The sequence below is a fragment of the Actinomycetospora callitridis genome, assembly GCF_028737265.1.
In the GTDB taxonomy this organism is placed as follows: domain Bacteria; phylum Actinomycetota; class Actinomycetes; order Mycobacteriales; family Pseudonocardiaceae; genus Actinomycetospora; species Actinomycetospora callitridis.
Window position 1 is genome coordinate 126,524 of record NZ_JAQZAK010000009.1, and the last position, 14,958, is coordinate 141,481.

The 14,958-nt window shown below is 74.1% G+C and carries 14 protein-coding genes; 13 read left to right on the top strand and 1 reads right to left on the bottom strand.

Going from position 1 to position 14,958, the window contains the following annotated elements:
• Positions 1–14: 14 nt before the first annotated feature.
• The 10 genes from PH191_RS23760 to PH191_RS23805 all read left to right on the top strand — a co-directional run bounded on the left by PH191_RS23760 (position 15) and on the right by PH191_RS23805 (position 12,262).
• Complete coding sequence (locus tag PH191_RS23760) at positions 15–941, top strand: phosphatidylinositol mannoside acyltransferase (protein WP_274197210.1); 927 nt, start codon at positions 15–17, stop codon at positions 939–941.
• A 340-nt stretch (positions 942–1,281) separates the two neighbouring features.
• Entirely contained in the window at positions 1,282–2,487 is a 1,206-nt protein-coding gene (locus PH191_RS23765) for an ROK family transcriptional regulator (protein WP_274197103.1), read from the top strand.
• A gap of 221 nt (positions 2,488–2,708) precedes the next feature.
• Positions 2,709–3,533: a trehalose-phosphatase gene (otsB, locus tag PH191_RS23770; protein WP_274197104.1), complete on the top strand. Its 825-nt coding sequence runs from the start codon at positions 2,709–2,711 to the stop codon at positions 3,531–3,533.
• An 81-nt stretch (positions 3,534–3,614) separates the two neighbouring features.
• Complete coding sequence (locus PH191_RS23775) at positions 3,615–6,335, top strand: glycoside hydrolase family 65 protein (protein WP_274197105.1); 2,721 nt, start codon at positions 3,615–3,617, stop codon at positions 6,333–6,335.
• Complete coding sequence (locus PH191_RS23780; RefSeq protein WP_274197106.1) at positions 6,332–7,096, top strand: HAD family hydrolase; 765 nt, start codon at positions 6,332–6,334, stop codon at positions 7,094–7,096. The genes PH191_RS23775 and PH191_RS23780 overlap by 4 nt, the downstream gene beginning before the upstream one ends.
• Entirely contained in the window at positions 7,093–7,776 is a 684-nt protein-coding gene (locus PH191_RS23785; RefSeq protein ID WP_274197107.1) for an ROK family protein, read from the top strand. The genes PH191_RS23780 and PH191_RS23785 overlap by 4 nt, the downstream gene beginning before the upstream one ends.
• Positions 7,748–8,071: an ROK family protein gene (locus tag PH191_RS23790; RefSeq protein WP_274197108.1), complete on the top strand. Its 324-nt coding sequence runs from the start codon at positions 7,748–7,750 to the stop codon at positions 8,069–8,071. Before PH191_RS23785 ends, PH191_RS23790 begins: the two co-directional genes overlap by 29 nt.
• Positions 8,068–9,537, top strand: a complete 1,470-nt coding sequence (locus PH191_RS23795) for a sugar porter family MFS transporter (RefSeq protein WP_274197109.1) — start codon at positions 8,068–8,070, stop codon at positions 9,535–9,537. Before PH191_RS23790 ends, PH191_RS23795 begins: the two co-directional genes overlap by 4 nt.
• A gap of 485 nt (positions 9,538–10,022) precedes the next feature.
• Positions 10,023–11,213: a glycosyltransferase family 4 protein gene (locus PH191_RS23800; protein ID WP_274197110.1), complete on the top strand. Its 1,191-nt coding sequence runs from the start codon at positions 10,023–10,025 to the stop codon at positions 11,211–11,213.
• On the top strand, positions 11,210–12,262 hold the full coding sequence (locus tag PH191_RS23805; protein ID WP_274197111.1) for an NUDIX hydrolase: 1,053 nt from the start codon (positions 11,210–11,212) through the stop codon (positions 12,260–12,262). The genes PH191_RS23800 and PH191_RS23805 overlap by 4 nt, the downstream gene beginning before the upstream one ends.
• Here PH191_RS23805 and PH191_RS23810 read toward each other — a convergent pair.
• On the bottom strand, positions 12,259–12,663 hold the full coding sequence (locus PH191_RS23810) for a VOC family protein (RefSeq protein WP_274197112.1): 405 nt from the start codon (positions 12,661–12,663) through the stop codon (positions 12,259–12,261). The genes PH191_RS23805 and PH191_RS23810 overlap by 4 nt on opposite strands.
• An 81-nt stretch (positions 12,664–12,744) precedes the next feature.
• On the opposite strand from PH191_RS23810, the gene PH191_RS23815 reads away from it, so the two are divergent.
• The 3 genes from PH191_RS23815 to PH191_RS23825 all read left to right on the top strand — a co-directional run bounded on the left by PH191_RS23815 (position 12,745) and on the right by PH191_RS23825 (position 14,956).
• Entirely contained in the window at positions 12,745–13,320 is a 576-nt protein-coding gene (locus PH191_RS23815; protein ID WP_274197113.1) for a TetR/AcrR family transcriptional regulator, read from the top strand.
• Positions 13,321–13,410: 90 nt separating this feature from the next.
• Positions 13,411–14,313 carry a pyridoxal 5'-phosphate synthase lyase subunit PdxS gene (gene pdxS / locus PH191_RS23820; protein ID WP_274197114.1) on the top strand — a complete coding sequence of 301 codons (903 nt, stop codon included), beginning with the start codon at positions 13,411–13,413 and terminating at the stop codon, positions 14,311–14,313.
• 43 nt (positions 14,314–14,356) lie between these two features.
• Positions 14,357–14,956 (top strand): hypothetical protein, encoded by a 600-nt coding sequence (locus tag PH191_RS23825; RefSeq protein WP_274197115.1) that lies wholly within the window; start codon positions 14,357–14,359, stop codon positions 14,954–14,956.
• Positions 14,957–14,958 lie beyond the last annotated feature (2 nt).

A 14,958-nucleotide genomic window follows, 5' to 3' on the forward strand; every position in this document is an offset into this window, starting at 1 on the left:
ACTCGGCGACCGACATGGCGAACGACAGGACGGCAGGCGATGCCCCGTCCGTCGTCACCCCCGCGCAGCGCGCCGCCGAGCTGGGCTACGCGGCGGGCTGGCGGCTGGTGCGCGCGGTGCCCGAGCCGGTGGCGCGGTGGGCGTTCGCCACCGGCGCCGACCTGGCCGCGCGCCGCGGCGGGCCCGGGGTGCGGCGCCTGCGGTCGAACCTCGCGCGGGTCCGTCCCGACGCCGGTCCGGACGAGCTCGACGCCCTCACCGCGGCGGGCCTGCGTTCCTACGCCCGGTACTGGCGCGAGGCGTTCCGGCTGCCGGGGATGGACCACGAGGCGCTGGTCCGCAGGCCGGTGGTGCACGGCCAGGAGCACCTCGACGCCGCGCTCGCCACCGGCCGTGGGGCGGTCGTGGCGCTGACCCACTCCGGCAACTGGGACATGGCGGGCCTCTGGCTCGTCGCCCACTCCGGGCGCTTCACCACCGTCGCCGAGCGCCTGCGCCCCGAGTCGCTCTACGAGCGCTTCGTCGCCTACCGCGAGTCCCTCGGCATGGAGATCCTGCCGATGACCGGCGGCGACTCCCCGGTGCGCGGGCTCGTGCGGGCGCTGCGCGAGGGACGGGTCGTCTGCCTCGTCGCCGACCGCGACCTGTCCGCCCACGGCGTGCCGGTGACGTTCTTCGGAGGGCGGGCGACGATGCCGCCCGGCCCGGCGGCGCTCGCCGCGAGCACCGGCGCGACGCTGCTGCCGGTGGGGCTGTGGTTCACCGAGGATCCGGGGGACGGGTCGGGGGAGGGGTGGGGGTTCCGCATCCACCCGCCGGTCCCGGTCCCGGATCGCAGCGCCGTCCCGGCCGCGACCCAGGCCGTCGCCGACCGCTTCGCCGCCGACATCGCCGAGCACCCCGCCGACTGGCACATGCTCCAGCGCGTCTGGCGCGACTGAGGCCGGCGAACCCGGAGGGGGTGTGGCGCCTCACGGTGTGGAGCGAGGGACGCCCCGACTGCGCTGGACGCAGCGAGGGACGCCCTCGCTCGCCCGCCGACCCCGCCGCGCCCGCCGCGATGGCCGGAGCGAGGGACGCCCCGACTGCGCCGGACGCAGCGAGGGACGCCCTCGCTCGCCCGCCGACCCCGCCGACCCCGCCGACCCCGCCGCCCCACCAACCGGTCGTCCCACGGGCCCCGCTCGACCCCTCCGTCCCACCGGTCCACCCGGGGCGGTCGCTGCTCCGTTCGCAGGAAGCGTGACGTGGAGCACACGCTTACGGTTTATCGTTCATCTCATGAACACAGCGCCGCGACCCGGATCGCCGTCCGGTCTGCGCGACGCGAACCGTCGCCGCGTGGTGGACGCCGTCCGCGCCGGCGGTGCGCCGACGCAGGCGGAGATCGCCGGCGCCACGGGCCTCGCGCCGGCCACGGTGTCGAACATCGTGCGGGACCTCGGCGCCGCGGGCCTGCTGACGGCGGGTGACGAGGTGCGTGCGGGGAGACGCGTCCGGGCCGTCCGGCTCGTCCGCGGGGCGGGGGTGGTCGCCGGCATCGACGTCGGGCACCGGCACCTGCGGGTCGCCCTGGCCGACGTCGCCGACCCGTCGGCCGCCGCCGGGCACCCGGATCCGCCCGGGCGCTCCGAGCTGCGCGCGGACCTGCCCGACTACCACGGGGTCGCCGAGGGCCTGGCGACCGCGGCGAGCCTGATCGACGAGGCGCTCGCGCAGGCCGGCGTCCGGCGCGAGGCGCTGCGCGGAGCGGTGGTCGGGCTGCCGGCGCCCGTCGACCGCGCCACCGGTGCGGTGGGGGTCTCCGGCGTGCTCCCCGGGTGGGTCGGGGTGCCGGTGGCCGGTCGCGTGGCCGAGCACCTCGGGGTCCCGAGCTGGGTCGACAACGACGCCACGCTCGGCACCCTCGCCGAGCAGCGCTGGGGCGCGTTGCGCGAGGTCCGGGACGGGGTGTTCCTCAAACTCTCGGACGGTGTCGGGGCCGGGCTGGTGCTCGACGGGCGCCTCTACCGGGGCCCGGACGGCACCGCGGGCGAGATCGGCCACGTCGCCGTCGACCCGGGTGACCGCCACGCCGCGGTGTGCCGGTGCGGGCACCGCGGGTGCCTCGAGACGGTGGTGTCTACGCGCACCGTCACGGCGCTGCTCGAGCCGCTCGTCGGTGCCCCGCTGACCGTCGCCGAGATGGTGGCGCTCGCCCGCGACGGCGACGCCCCCGCCCGCCGTGTCCTCGCCGACACCGGGCACCACGTCGGGGTCGCCCTCGCCGGCTTCTGCACCGTGCTCACGCCGCGGCGCATCGTGGTCGGCGGCGAGCTCGCCCAGGCCGGCGACTTCCTGCTCGCCCCCCTCCACGCCGCGCTCGAGGCCGCCGCGCTGCCCGGGACCACCCGCACGGCGGACGTCGTCGTCGCCGAGCTCGCCGAGCACGCCCCGGTCCTCGGCGCCCTCGCCCTCGCGCTCGACCGGGCCACGACGGCGCCCTGAGGAGCGGGGTCCACCACCCCCCTGCGCGCGTCCCGGTCACAGCCCGACACCCGGTGGTGCGGTCGTGTCGACTCCACCTGGCGCGAGGCCGCCGCGTCCGCAAAGATCGCGCCGCTGTGTTCATCCGTTGACGACGTCATGGACGCCGCCCTAGCCTTGTGGTTCGCATCACATGACAACGGCGCCCGGAGATGCGGAGGCCCCTGGTGACGGTGCCCCCCGTGACCACGACGGCAGATCAGTTGCCGCACGCGCTGGACGCCCCCGAGGTGGCCGAGCGCCTGGACGGTCGCCGACCCGCGGTCTTCCTCGACTACGACGGCGTGCTGACGCCGATCGTGCCGCGTCCCGAGGACGCGATCATGAGCGACGACATGCGCGACATCGTGCGGGCGCTCGCGCAGCGCTGCCCGGTGTGCGTGGTGTCCGGACGGGACCGGGCGGTGGTGTCCGAGCTGATGGGCGTCGACGACCTGATCGTCGCCGGCAGCCACGGCTTCGACATCTACGACCCGGCCCGCGGGCCGATCGTCCACGAGGCGTCCCAGGGCTGGGAGGGCCTCGTCGCCGAGGTCACCGAGCGGGTCCGCGCCGCGGCGGGCGACATCCCGGGGACCCTCGTGGAGCCCAAGCACGCGTCGGTGGCGCTGCACGACCGCCACGTCGCCGACGCCGACCGCCCGCGGGTCGCCGCACTGGTCGAGGCCGTGCTGGCCGAGCACCCGGGCGAGCTGCGGGTGACGCCCGGCAAGTTCGTCCACGAGATCCAGCCGAAGATCGACTGGAACAAGGGCAAGGCCGTCGAGCACCTCCTGGACGTCCTGGATCTCGACCACCCCGACGTCGTCCCGATCTACCTCGGCGACGACGTCACCGACGAGGACGCCTTCCGCGCGCTCGTCGCCCGCGCCGACGCCGGGCGCCCGGCGGGCGTCGGCATCCTCGTGATCGACCCGGAGGACGCCCCGTCCCGTGACACGTCGGCGACCGCCGCCCTCGCCACGGTCGACGAGGTCGGCCGCTTCCTCGACGGCCTGGCCCGATGAGCCCGATGAGCCGATGAGCCCGATGAGCGAGACGATCCCGATGATCACCCCGCTGCCCGCTCCCGGAGTACGGAGACGATCGTGACCACGACCGACCAGACGCCCTCGACCACCGAGACCACGGGGAGCGCCCGCACGACCCCGACCGGCGAGGTCCTACCCGGCGGGGCGGTCGCCGACGACTTCACGATCACCTGGACCGGCGTCGAACCCGACGACGAGGGTCTGCGCGAGGCCCTGACCAGCACCGGCAACGGCTACTTCTGCACCCGCGGTGCCGCGGAGTGGGAGGACACCGACGCCCCGGTGCACTACGCGGGCACCTACGCGCACGGCGGCTTCAACCGCGAGACCACGATCCTCGGCGGCCGCCCGGTCCTCAACGAGGACCTCGTCAACCTCCCCAACTGGCTCGTCCTCAAGCTGCGCATCGAGGGCGAGGAGGCGATCAACCTCTCCAACGTCGAGGTGCTCGAGTACACGCACACCTACGACGTGCGCACGGCGACGGTCGGCCGGGTGTTCCGGTTCCGCGACCGCAACGGCCGCGAGACCACCCTGCGCAGCCGCCGGTTCGTCTCGATGGCCCACAGCCACCAGGCGGCGATGGAGTGGACGCTCACCGCCGAGAACTGGTCGGGGCGCATCGGCATCGTCTCGGCGATCGACGGCCGCGTCGACAACACCATGGTCGCGCGCTACCGCGACCTCGAGGGGCGCCACCTCGACCCGGTCACCCCCCGCACGTTCGGGCCCGAGGTCATCGCGCTCAAGGTGCGCACCCGCCAGTCGAACCTCTACGTCTCCGAGGCCGCGCGCACCCGGATCTACCGCGGGCGCGGGCGCGGCTGGGAGAAGGTCGAGCCGGCCCGCACGTTGCACCAGATGAACGACTACATCCAGCAGGTGCTCGACCTCGACATCACCGAGGGCGAGACCGTCCGGGTGGAGAAGATCGTCGCGTTCTTCACCAGCCACGACAACGCGATCACCGAGACCCTCACCGCCGCCGGCCGGCACGTCGAGCGCTACCCGGACTTCGCGGGCTGCTTCGCCGAGCACGTCGACGCCTGGGAGGAGTACTGGGACGTCTGCGACATCGAGCTGCCGCGCGAGCCGACCATCCAGCTGCTCCTGCGCTTCCACATGGCCCACGTGCTGCAGGTCTGCTCGCGGCACACGGCCCGCCACGACGCCGGCGTCCCGGCCCGCGGGCTCAACGGCGAGGCCTACCGCGGGCACGTGTTCTGGGACGAGCTCTACGTCTATCCGTTCCTCAACTACCGGCTCCCGGAGATCACTCGCGGGCTGCTGATGTACCGCTACCGGCGCCTCGCCGAGGCCCGCGCGGCGGCGGAGGAGGCCGGCTACAAGGGCGCGATGTTCCCGTGGCAGTCGGGCAGCGACGGCACCGAGGAGACGCAGGTCGTCCACCTCAACCCGCTGTCCGGGCAGTGGGACCCCGACCACTCGCACAACCAGCGGCACGTCAACGCGGCGATCTTCTACAACGTCTGGCAGTACTACCAGGCCACCGACGACCTGGAGTTCCTGCGCGACTACGGCGCCGAGCTGATGCTCGAGATCGCCCGGTTCTGGGCGTCGATCGCGCACCGCAACCCGAACACGGGCCGCTGGGAGATCCACGGGGTGATGGGCCCCGACGAGTTCCACGAGCGCTACCCCGGCGCCACCGACGGCGGGCTGCGCAACAACGCCTACACCAACGTCATGGTCGCCTGGATCTGCGCGACCGCGCCGAAGGTGCTGGCCCTGTTGCCCAAGAGCCGCCGCCGCGCCCTGCGCAGCCGGCTCGGGATCACCGACGACGAGATCGCGCGCTGGTCGGAGATGTGCACGTCGATGACGGTGCCGACCCACCGCGACGACGACGGCCACCCGGTGATCACGCAGTTCGAGGGCTACGCCGACCTCGCCGAGCTCGACTGGGACGCCTACCGGGCCAGGCACAAGAACATCCAGCGGATGGACCGCATCCTCAAGGCCGAGGGTGACGACCCCGACCACTACAAGCTCGCCAAGCAGGCCGACGCGGTCATGCTGTTCTTCCTGTTCGGCGACGGCGAGCTACGCGAGATCTTCTCCCGCCTCGGCTACGACACGATCGCCGACGACAAGGACCTCGCGCGGCGCACCATCGCCTACTACGACCGGCGCACCTCGCACGGCTCGACGCTCTCGCTCGTCGCGCACGCCGCGGTGCTCGCCGGGATCGACCCCGAGAGCTCCTGGGAGCGCTTCCTCGTCGCCGTCGAGTCCGACATCGGCGACGTGCAGGGCGGCACCACCAAGGAGGGCATCCACATGGGGGTGATGTCGGGGACCCTCGACCTCCTCCAGCGGGCCTACCTCGGTGCTGGCGCCCGCGACGGCGTGCTGACCTTCGACCCGCGGCTCACCCTGCGCCTCGACGGCCTCGCGCTCTCGCTGGTCTTCCAGGGCACGACGCTGCGGGTCTCGGTGGGCGCCGGGGAGCTCACCGTCGCCGTGCAGTCCGAGGGCTTCAGCCACCCGGTGCGCATCGGGCTCGGCGGCGAGGTCCGCGAGCTCGGCGCCGGGCAGGAGTGGACGGTGCCGCTCGACGGCGAGGGACGCATCGCCCCCCGCAACGCGGTCGGGAGCGGCGCGCACCAGTCCGGCGGCGCGGCAACCAGCGCTCCGACGTCCTCCGGGGCGGCGACACCCACCCCCGCCGTCACGGACGGCACCCCGCAGGCCTCGAGCACGACCGTCACCGGTACCTCCGACGGCGGCCACGACCACGGAGGGAACGGCGCATGAGCGGCACCGAACGGTCCGGATTCAGCGGAGCGATCTTCGACGTGGACGGCGTCCTCGTCGACTCCCCCCACGAGGAGGCCTGGCGCGAGTCGCTGCGCGAGCTCATGGCGGGCCCGTGGGCCGACATCGTCGGGCAGACGAGCTACTCGCCCGAGAAGTTCACGCCCGCGCTCTACCACGAGCGCATGTCGGGCAAGCCCCGCACGGCCGGGGCGACGGCGGCGCTCGAGTACTTCGGCGTGCCCGACATCGACCGCCGCGTGCAGGAGTACGGCGAGCACAAGCAGGAGATGATCATCCGGCTGATCTCGGAGGGCCGGTTCTCGGCCTACGACGACGCCGTGCGTTTCGTGCTCGCCGTCCGCAACGCGGGCATCCCGGTCGCGGCGGCGTCGTCGTCGAAGAACGCCAAGATGTTCCTCGAGAAGATCGACCTGTCCCGCTTCGGCGGCACGGGCAACCTGCACCAGGTGTTCGACGTCGACGTCTCGGGCCGCGACTTCGAGCACGGCAAGCCGGACCCCGAGATCTTCCTGACCGCCGCGCGGGAGCTCGGCGTCGAGCCCGCGGCCGCGTTCGTCGCCGAGGACGCCGTCAACGGCATCCAGGCCGCGAAGGCCGGCGGGTTCGGGGCGCTCGGGGTCTCGCGCGCCGACGACGTCGACGCGCTCGCGGCCGAGGGCGCCGACGTCGTCGTCACCGACATGGGTGAGATCGACCTGTCCGCACTCCGGCGGGGCGAGCTGGTGACGACGTCATGAGCGGGCTCACCGTCGGCGTCGACGTCGGCGGCACCAAGATCGCGGCGGGCGTGGTCGACGAGGCCGGCAAACTCATCGCGTCGACCCGACGCGAGACCCCGGCCACCGACACCCACCTGGTGCTCGAGGCCATCGCCGACGCCGTGCGCGAGCTCAACAGCCACCACCAGGTCGACGCCGTCGGCATCGGCGCCGCGGGGTTCGTCGACGCGGGCCGGGCGAAGGTCCTCTTCGCGCCGAACCTGGCCTGGCGCGACGAGGACCTGAAGGCCGAGCTCACCTCGCAGCTCGGGGTGCCGGTGGTGGTGGAGAACGACGCCAACGCCGTCGCCTGGGCCGAGTCGCGCTTCGGCGCGGGCCGCGACCACGACGACCTCGTCGCGATCACCATCGGCACCGGGATCGGCGGCGGCCTGATCTCGTCGGGCCGGTTGCTGCGCGGCGGCTACGGGGTGGCCGCGGAGATCGGCCACATCACGATGGTCCCGTACGGCCGCCGCTGCGGCTGCGGGCTGCAGGGCTGCTGGGAGCAGTACGGCTCCGGGCGGGCGCTGGTCACCGAGGCCCGGGAGATCGCGCGGCACTCGCCGGCGTTCGCGTCCGGGCTGCTCGCGATGGCCGGGGGGGGACCCGGAGGCCATCACCGGCGAGATGGTGACGGCCTGCGCCCAGCAGGGTGACGTCGGAGGCCTGCACTGCTTCGACGAGATCGGCCGCTGGATCGGGCTGGGCCTGGCCCAGCTCGCCGCCGTGCTCGACCCGACGCTCTTCGTCCTCGGCGGTGGCGTCTCCGCCGCCGGGGACCTGCTGCGCGAGCGGGTCGAGGCGATGTTCCGGGGGAACCTCACCGGACGCGGGCACCGTCCCGTCGCCGAGGTGCGGCTCGCCGAGCTGGGTTGGGAATCCGGGATGGTCGGTGCCGCCGACCTCGCCCGGACTAATGACGACACATCCGTTCCGGGGAGCGACCGATGAGCACAGATTCCGGGTCAGCGTCAGGATCAGGGCCGGGGTCACCCGGCTCGCGGGAGAAGACGACCGCCAAGGCGATCCTCATCTCCATCGTCGCCGCCGTCGGCGGCTTCCTCTTCGGCTTCGACTCCAGCGTCATCAACGGCGCCGTCGACGCCCTGAACGACCAGTTCGGCCTGCAGGACAGCCCGCTGCTGTCCGGCTTCGCCGTGGCGTGCGCCCTGCTCGGCTCGGCCGCCGGTGCCTGGTTCGCCGGCCCCGCCGCCGACAGGTACGGCCGCGTACGCGTCATGCTCATCGCCGCCGCGCTGTTCGCGATCAGCTCCATCGGGTCCGGTCTGGCGTTCGCCGTCTGGGACCTCATCATCTGGCGCATCCTCGCCGGTGTCGGCATCGGCATCGCCTCGGTGATCGCCCCCGCCTACATCGCCGAGATCGCGCCCGCCCACATCCGCGGGCGGCTCGCCTCGCTGCAGCAGATGGCCATCGTGCTCGGCATCTTCGTCGCCCTGCTCTCCGACGCCCTGCTGGCGGGCATCGCCGGCGGCGCCGCCGAGACGTTCTGGCTGGGCCTCCCGGCGTGGCGCTGGATGTTCCTCGTCGGGATCATCCCGTCGGTCATCTACGCGATCCTCGCCCTGCGGATCCCCGAGTCGCCGCGCTACCTCGTGGCCAAGGGACGCATGGAGGAGGCCGGCCGGGTCCTCGCCCAGGTGCTGGGACAGCCGGTCGAGTCGGTCCAGGCCAAGGTCCGCGAGATCGCCGTGACGCTGGAGCGCGAGGAGAAGCCCAGCCTGCGCGACCTGCGCGGGCACGCGGCGGGGCTGCGCCCGATCGTCTGGGTCGGCATCCTGCTGTCGGTCTTCCAGCAGTTCGTCGGCATCAACGTGATCTTCTACTACTCGACGACGCTCTGGCAGGCCGTCGGGTTCTCCGAGAGCGACTCGTTCCTCGCGTCGGTCATCAACTCGCTGGTCAACGTGCTCGCGACCGTCGTCGCGATCCTCATCGTCGACCGGGTCGGCCGGAAGCCGATGCTGCTCGGCGGCTCGGCCGGCATGGTCGTGACGCTGGGGATCATGGCCGTCGCGTTCTCGCAGGCGATCATCACCGTCGGCGCGGACGGCTCCGAGGAGCCGAGCCTGCCCGGCCCGTGGGGCCCGATCGCGCTGGTCGCGGCGAACCTCTACGTGGTCGCGTTCGCGGTCTCGTGGGGTCCGGTGGTCTGGGTGCTGCTCGGTGAGATGTTCCCGAACTGGCTGCGTGCCGCCGCGCTGTCCGTGGCCGCCGCCGCGCAGTGGATCGCGAACTTCCTCATCACGGTCACGTTCCAGTCCCTCGCCGACATCGGCCTGACGCTGGCCTACGGGCTCTACGCGCTCTTCGCCCTCCTGTCGTTCCTGTTCGTCAGCAAGTACGTGCAGGAGACCAAGGGCAAGGAGCTCGAGGACATGGTGGCTCCGCAGTAGTCAGAGCGCAGTAGCCCGAATCCGGTGGCCCGGGGCAGGACGATCGGGAGATGGATCTCCTGATCGACCTGCCCTGCCGCCGCGTGCGCCTCGTCCTCGACGAGGGCTCCGACCGGATCGCCCTGCTCGCCGAGCTCCGGTCCCGCCGGGGCGCGGACCCTCCGCGCTGCCTCGCCGACCCGGGCCGCCCCTGCGGCCCGGGTCGGCCGTGCGCGTTCTCCTCCCGCCGCGACCGGGCTCCGCGCCGGCGGCCGGACTCCGATCCGCAGCGAACGCGCTGTTCGCTGCTTCTATGCGTCGGAACTCCCCGGTCGCGGTGACAACGGGTCGGCGAGGGGCACGTCGCGCATGATCATCGGGGGGCGTCGCCTGCGGAACGTGCCCGTCGTGCGTGGGGCTCGAGGGCGGATCCGGGCTGACGTGGAACCCCCGCTGATGCGGCGGCAGAGGACCGACGCGAGGGCCCCAGTAGGCTCGGTTCCCTGATGCGCATCGGGATCGTGTGTCCGTACTCGCTGGACGTGGCCGGCGGGGTCCAGGCCCACGTCCTCGACCTCGCGCGGGCGCTGACCGGTCTCGGGCACCACGTCGACGTGCTGGCGCCCGCGGGGTCGGACACCCCGGTGCCCGACGGGGTCACGCGCGCCGGGAAGTCGCTGGGCATCCCGTACAACGGCTCGGTCGCCCGGCTGACGTTCGGGCCGGTATCGCTGGCGCGGGTGCGCCGCTGGCTGCGCGAGGGGGACTTCGACGTCCTGCACGTCCACGAGCCCACCGCGCCGAGCCTGTCGTTCCTCGCGCTGATGGTCGCCGAGGGTCCGGTCGTCGCCACCTTCCACACGTCGACGCCGCGCTCGCGCACCATGACCTTCTTCGAGCCCCTGCTGCGCCCGCTGCTCGAGCGGGTCACGGCGCGGATCGCGGTGTCGCCGCTGGCGCGCCAGGTCTACGTCGAGCACCTCGGCGGCGACGCGGTCGAGATCCCCAACGGCGTCGACGTCGCGGCGTTCGCCGATGCGCCCCCGCTGCCCGGGTACGCGGCACACGGCAACGGCGCGACCGTCGGCTTCGTCGGCCGCTACACCGAGCCGCGCAAGGGGATGCCCCTGCTGCTCGACGCCCTGCGCCCGCTGGCCGGACGGCGCCCGGACCTGCGGCTCATGGTGGTCGGGCGCGGCGACGAGGACGAGCTGCGCCGGCAGGCGGGTCCGGAGCTCGCCGACCGCATCGAGCTGCTCGGTGCGGTCGACGAGGCGACGAAGACGTCGATGCTCGCCTCGGTCGACCTGCTCGCGATGCCCAACACGGGCGGCGAGAGCTTCGGGGTCGTCCTGGCCGAGGGCATGGCGGCCGGGGCCCCGGTGGTCGCGAGCGACATCGAGGCCTTCCGTCGCGTGCTCGGCGAGCCCCCCGCGGGCGTGGTCGTGCCCTCCGGCGACGTCGACGCCTGGAGCGCCGCCCTCGGCGCCCTGCTCGACGACCCGGCGCGCCGCGACGCCCTGCGCGCGGCGGGCAGCGCGCGGGTCGCGGCGTTCGACTGGTCGGTGGTCGCGGCCGCCGTCCTGCGGGTGTACGAGGTCGCCGTGGCCGCCGATCCGCGCCGGGTCGTCCCCGGCGGCCGGCTCGGTGCCCGGGCGCAGTCCGGCGCGGAGGCCGAACTACCGTCGTCGTCGTGACCCTCCTCGGTGCCACCGGCGTGGTGGTGGTCCTCGTCGTCCTCGCGGTCCTCCTCGTGGTCGTCGTGACGGCCGGGGTGCTCGTGGCCCGGGCGCGCCGGCTGGACCGGCTGCACGTGCGCACCGACGCCGCCGCGGCGGCGCTCGCGGCCGTGCTCGACCGGCGGGCCGCCGTGGTGCGGGCGATCGCCGCCACCGCCGGGCCGGTGGCGCTCACCGACCCGGACCGCCGGGCCCTGCGCGCGGCCGCCCGGGCCGTCGCCGCGACGCGGGCGGCCTCCGACGGCGGGCTCGACGCGGAGCGCGAGGCGGCCGAGAGCGACCTGACCCGGGCCCTCGGTGCCCTCGACACCGCCGCGCTGCCCGCCGACCTCGCCGCCGAGCTGGCCGACGCGCACGTCCGCGTCTCGGTCGCCCGTCGGGTGCACAACGACGCGGTGCGCGACACGCGCGCCCTGCGCGGGCGGCGGATGGTGCGCTGGCTGCACCTGGCCGGTACCGCGCCGGCACCGCGCTACTTCGAGATCGCCGAGCCGGGACCGGACGGCGGCACCGCGACGCCGCCGGCGATGCGGACCGCCCAGGACGCGGTCCGGGTGATCGTCGTCGACGGCGACGGCCGCGTGCTCCTCTTCCAGGGCATCGACCCGGCGCGTCCGGCCGAGGCGTTCTGGTTCGCCCCCGGCGGGGGCGTCGAGCCGGGGGAGGAGCCGGTGAAGGCCGCCGTGCGGACCGTGGGCGAGGAGACCGGGCTCGACGTCGACCCGGCCGCCGTCCAGGGCCCGCTCTGGGTCCGCCAGGTGGTCTTCGAGGCCGACGGCATGACCTACGCCGGCCGCGAGCTCTTCCACGCCGTGCACGTGCCGACCGGCGACATCGACACCAGCGCCTTCACCGAGCACGAGGCCCGGACGGTCCGCGGGCACCGCTGGTGGACCCCGGCCGAGCTGGCCGTGACGCTCGACGTCGTCCACCCCCACCAGCTCCCCGACCTGCTCGCGGACCCCCGGGCCCTCGAGCCTGGCGGGGTCCCGCTCGCGATCCACTAGACCCGGACGGCGTCCACGTAGTCCGCGCCGACCGGCACCTCGGTGATCACGTCGACGAGCACGCCCGCCGGGTCGACGACGATGAAGTGGCGCTGACCGAACTCCTCGGTGCGCAGGTCCAGCTCGGGGCGCAGGCCGGCGCCGCGGACGAGGCGCTCGTACTCGGCGTCGACGTCGGGCACCTCGACGTTGAGCAGCAGACCCCGCGCGGTGGTGCGGAACCCGGCGGGCACCGTCGGGTGCGCGGCGTCGACGAACGCCAGCTCGTGGGCGCCGCGGCGCAGGCTCACGTACCAGTCGACGGCGAACACCACCTCGAAGCCGAAGTGCTCGACCCAGAACTCCGTCGACGCCGCGACGTCGGCCACGGCGAGGACGGGGTAGAAGCCGGTCGGTTCCATGCGCGCTCCCTTGACGTACCGTTGGTACGCGAAGAGTGTCTGACGTACCATCGGTACGTCAAGTTCGGAGAGGGGAACCACGTGGCCGGGGTGCGGGAGGAGCAGCGGGCGCGGACACGGCGCGCGCTCGTCGACCGGGCCCGCGAGCTGTTCGCCGCCCGCGGCTACGCGGACGTCGGGCTCGCGGAGCTCGTCGGGGCGGCCGGCGTGACCAAGGGCGCGCTCTACCACCAGTTCGAGGGCAAGGCCGAGCTGTTCGAGGTGGTGCTGGGCGAGGTCGCCGCCGAGGTGGCCGACGCCGTCGTCCTCGCCGCCGAGGCCCACGAGGACCCGTGGGACCGGTTCCTCGCGGGGAGCCGGGCGTTCCTCGTCGCGAGCACCGACCCGTCGGTGGCCCGGATCGCCCTCGTCGACGGGCCGGCCGTGCTGGGGTGGACGCGGTGGCGCGCGCTCGACGAGGCCACGTCGGGCCGGCACCTCGTCGAGGCGCTCGAGGCGCTCACCGCCCGCGGGGTGATCGCCCCGCGGCCCGTGGCACCCCTGGCCCACCTGCTGAACGGCGCGATGAACGAGGCGGCCCTGTGGCTCGCCGACGAGCCGGACCAGCTCGACGCGGTCTGGGCGGAGCTCGCGGGGATGCTCGACGGGCTGCGCTGAGCGTGCACCGCATCACGACGGGCACCCCCAGGACGGCCGTACCATCGCGTCCACGTCCCGCACCGTCGTCGGAATCCCCGGAGGACCCACGTGACCAGGCCCGAACCCGCCACCGCCGTAGGCACCGGAGGGGTCAAGCGCGGCCTCGCGGACATGCTCAAGGGCGGCGTGATCATGGACGTGGTCACGCCCGAGCAGGCGAAGATCGCCGAGGACGCGGGCGCCGTGGCCGTCATGGCGCTCGAGCGCGTGCCGGCCGACATCCGCGCCGACGGCGGCGTGGCCCGCATGTCGGACCCCGACATGGTGCGCGGCATCGTCGAGTCCGTCTCGATCCCGGTGATGGCCAAGGCCCGCATCGGGCACTTCGTCGAGGCCCAGGTGCTGCAGTCGCTCGGCGTGGACTACGTCGACGAGTCCGAGGTGCTCACCCCGGCCGACGAGGCCCACCACATCGACAAGTGGGCGTTCACCGTCCCCTTCGTCTGCGGCGCGACCAACCTCGGCGAGGCCCTGCGGCGTCTCGGCGAGGGCGCGGCGATGATCCGCTCGAAGGGCGAGGCCGGCACCGGCAACGTCGTCGAGGCGACGCGGCACATGCGGGCGATCCGCTCCGAGATCCGGGCGCTGTCGCGGATGGACCCGCAGGAGCTCTACGCCGCGGCGAAGGAGCTGCGGGCGCCGGTGGCGCTGGTGCAGGAGGTGGCCGAGTCCGGCCGCCTGCCCGTCGTGCTGTTCACCGCCGGCGGCATCGCGACCCCGGCCGACGCGGCGATGATGATGCAGCTCGGGGCCGAGGGCGTGTTCGTCGGCTCGGGCATCTTCAAGTCCGGTGACCCCGCGCGGCGCGCCGAGGCGATCGTGCGGGCGACGACCTTCCACGACGACCCCGACGTGATCGCGAAGGTCTCGGCCGGGCTCGGCGAGGCGATGGTCGGGCGCACCACCGCCGACATGCCCGAGCACGAGCGGCTCGCCACGCGCGGCTGGTGAGGCTCACACCAAGATCACGACACGGCGTGGGACGATCCGGGCGATGACCGCGTCGCACGGGTCCCCGCGCCGCCTGGTCGGGCTACGGCCGACCGGGCCGGGACGTGACGGCCCCGACGGCTCGGACGGCTCGGACGGCTCCGACGCCGAGGCCCGCACGGAGACGATGCGGGCGACACCGGGCCCGCCACCGCAGGAGGCGCCCCAGCGGACCCCCGCCCCCCGCCGGCCCAGCACCCGGGCCCGCGAGGAGGAGGACGTCGAGCCGCCGGCGCAGCGCAACGGCATGGGTACGCCGGCGCTGGTGCTCGGCCTGCTCGCCGCGGCGACGTGCTGGACCGGCTGGGCCGGGGTCGTGCTCGGCCTGCCCGCGGTGGTGGCCGGGTTCCTCGGCGCCCGCCGCGCGTTCCGGAACCTCGCCACGGACGGCGCCTCGTCGCTCGGTGGGCTCGTCGCCGGGCTGGTCGGGCTGGTCGTGGGAGCCGTCATCGTGTGGCCGACGCTGTTCGGCACCGGGGGCTTCGGCGACGGCCTGACCCTCGACCAGTGCATGGCCCAGTCGACGACGGCCCGCGAGATGCACATGTGCAAGTCACAGCACCTCGCCGAGTTCAACGAGCGCTACCCGAACGCCGCCGAGTAGGG

Excerpts from the sequence above, each read along its gene's own strand:
- PH191_RS23795 (WP_274197109.1), top strand. The coding sequence starts at position 8,068 with ATGAGCACAGATTCCGGGTCAGCGTCAGGATCAGGGCCGGGGTCACCC.
- PH191_RS23825 (WP_274197115.1), top strand. The coding sequence starts at position 14,357 with ATGACCGCGTCGCACGGGTCCCCGCGCCGCCTGGTCGGGCTACGGCCG.
- PH191_RS23780 (WP_274197106.1), top strand. The coding sequence starts at position 6,332 with ATGAGCGGCACCGAACGGTCCGGATTCAGCGGAGCGATCTTCGACGTG.
- PH191_RS23785 (WP_274197107.1), top strand. The coding sequence starts at position 7,093 with ATGAGCGGGCTCACCGTCGGCGTCGACGTCGGCGGCACCAAGATCGCG.
- PH191_RS23790 (WP_274197108.1), top strand. The coding sequence starts at position 7,748 with ATGGTGACGGCCTGCGCCCAGCAGGGTGACGTCGGAGGCCTGCACTGC.
- PH191_RS23800 (WP_274197110.1), top strand. The coding sequence starts at position 10,023 with ATGCGCATCGGGATCGTGTGTCCGTACTCGCTGGACGTGGCCGGCGGG.
- PH191_RS23760 (WP_274197210.1), top strand. The coding sequence starts at position 15 with ATGGCGAACGACAGGACGGCAGGCGATGCCCCGTCCGTCGTCACCCCC.
- PH191_RS23765 (WP_274197103.1), top strand. The coding sequence starts at position 1,282 with ATGAACACAGCGCCGCGACCCGGATCGCCGTCCGGTCTGCGCGACGCG.
- PH191_RS23810 (WP_274197112.1), bottom strand. The coding sequence starts at position 12,663 with ATGGAACCGACCGGCTTCTACCCCGTCCTCGCCGTGGCCGACGTCGCG.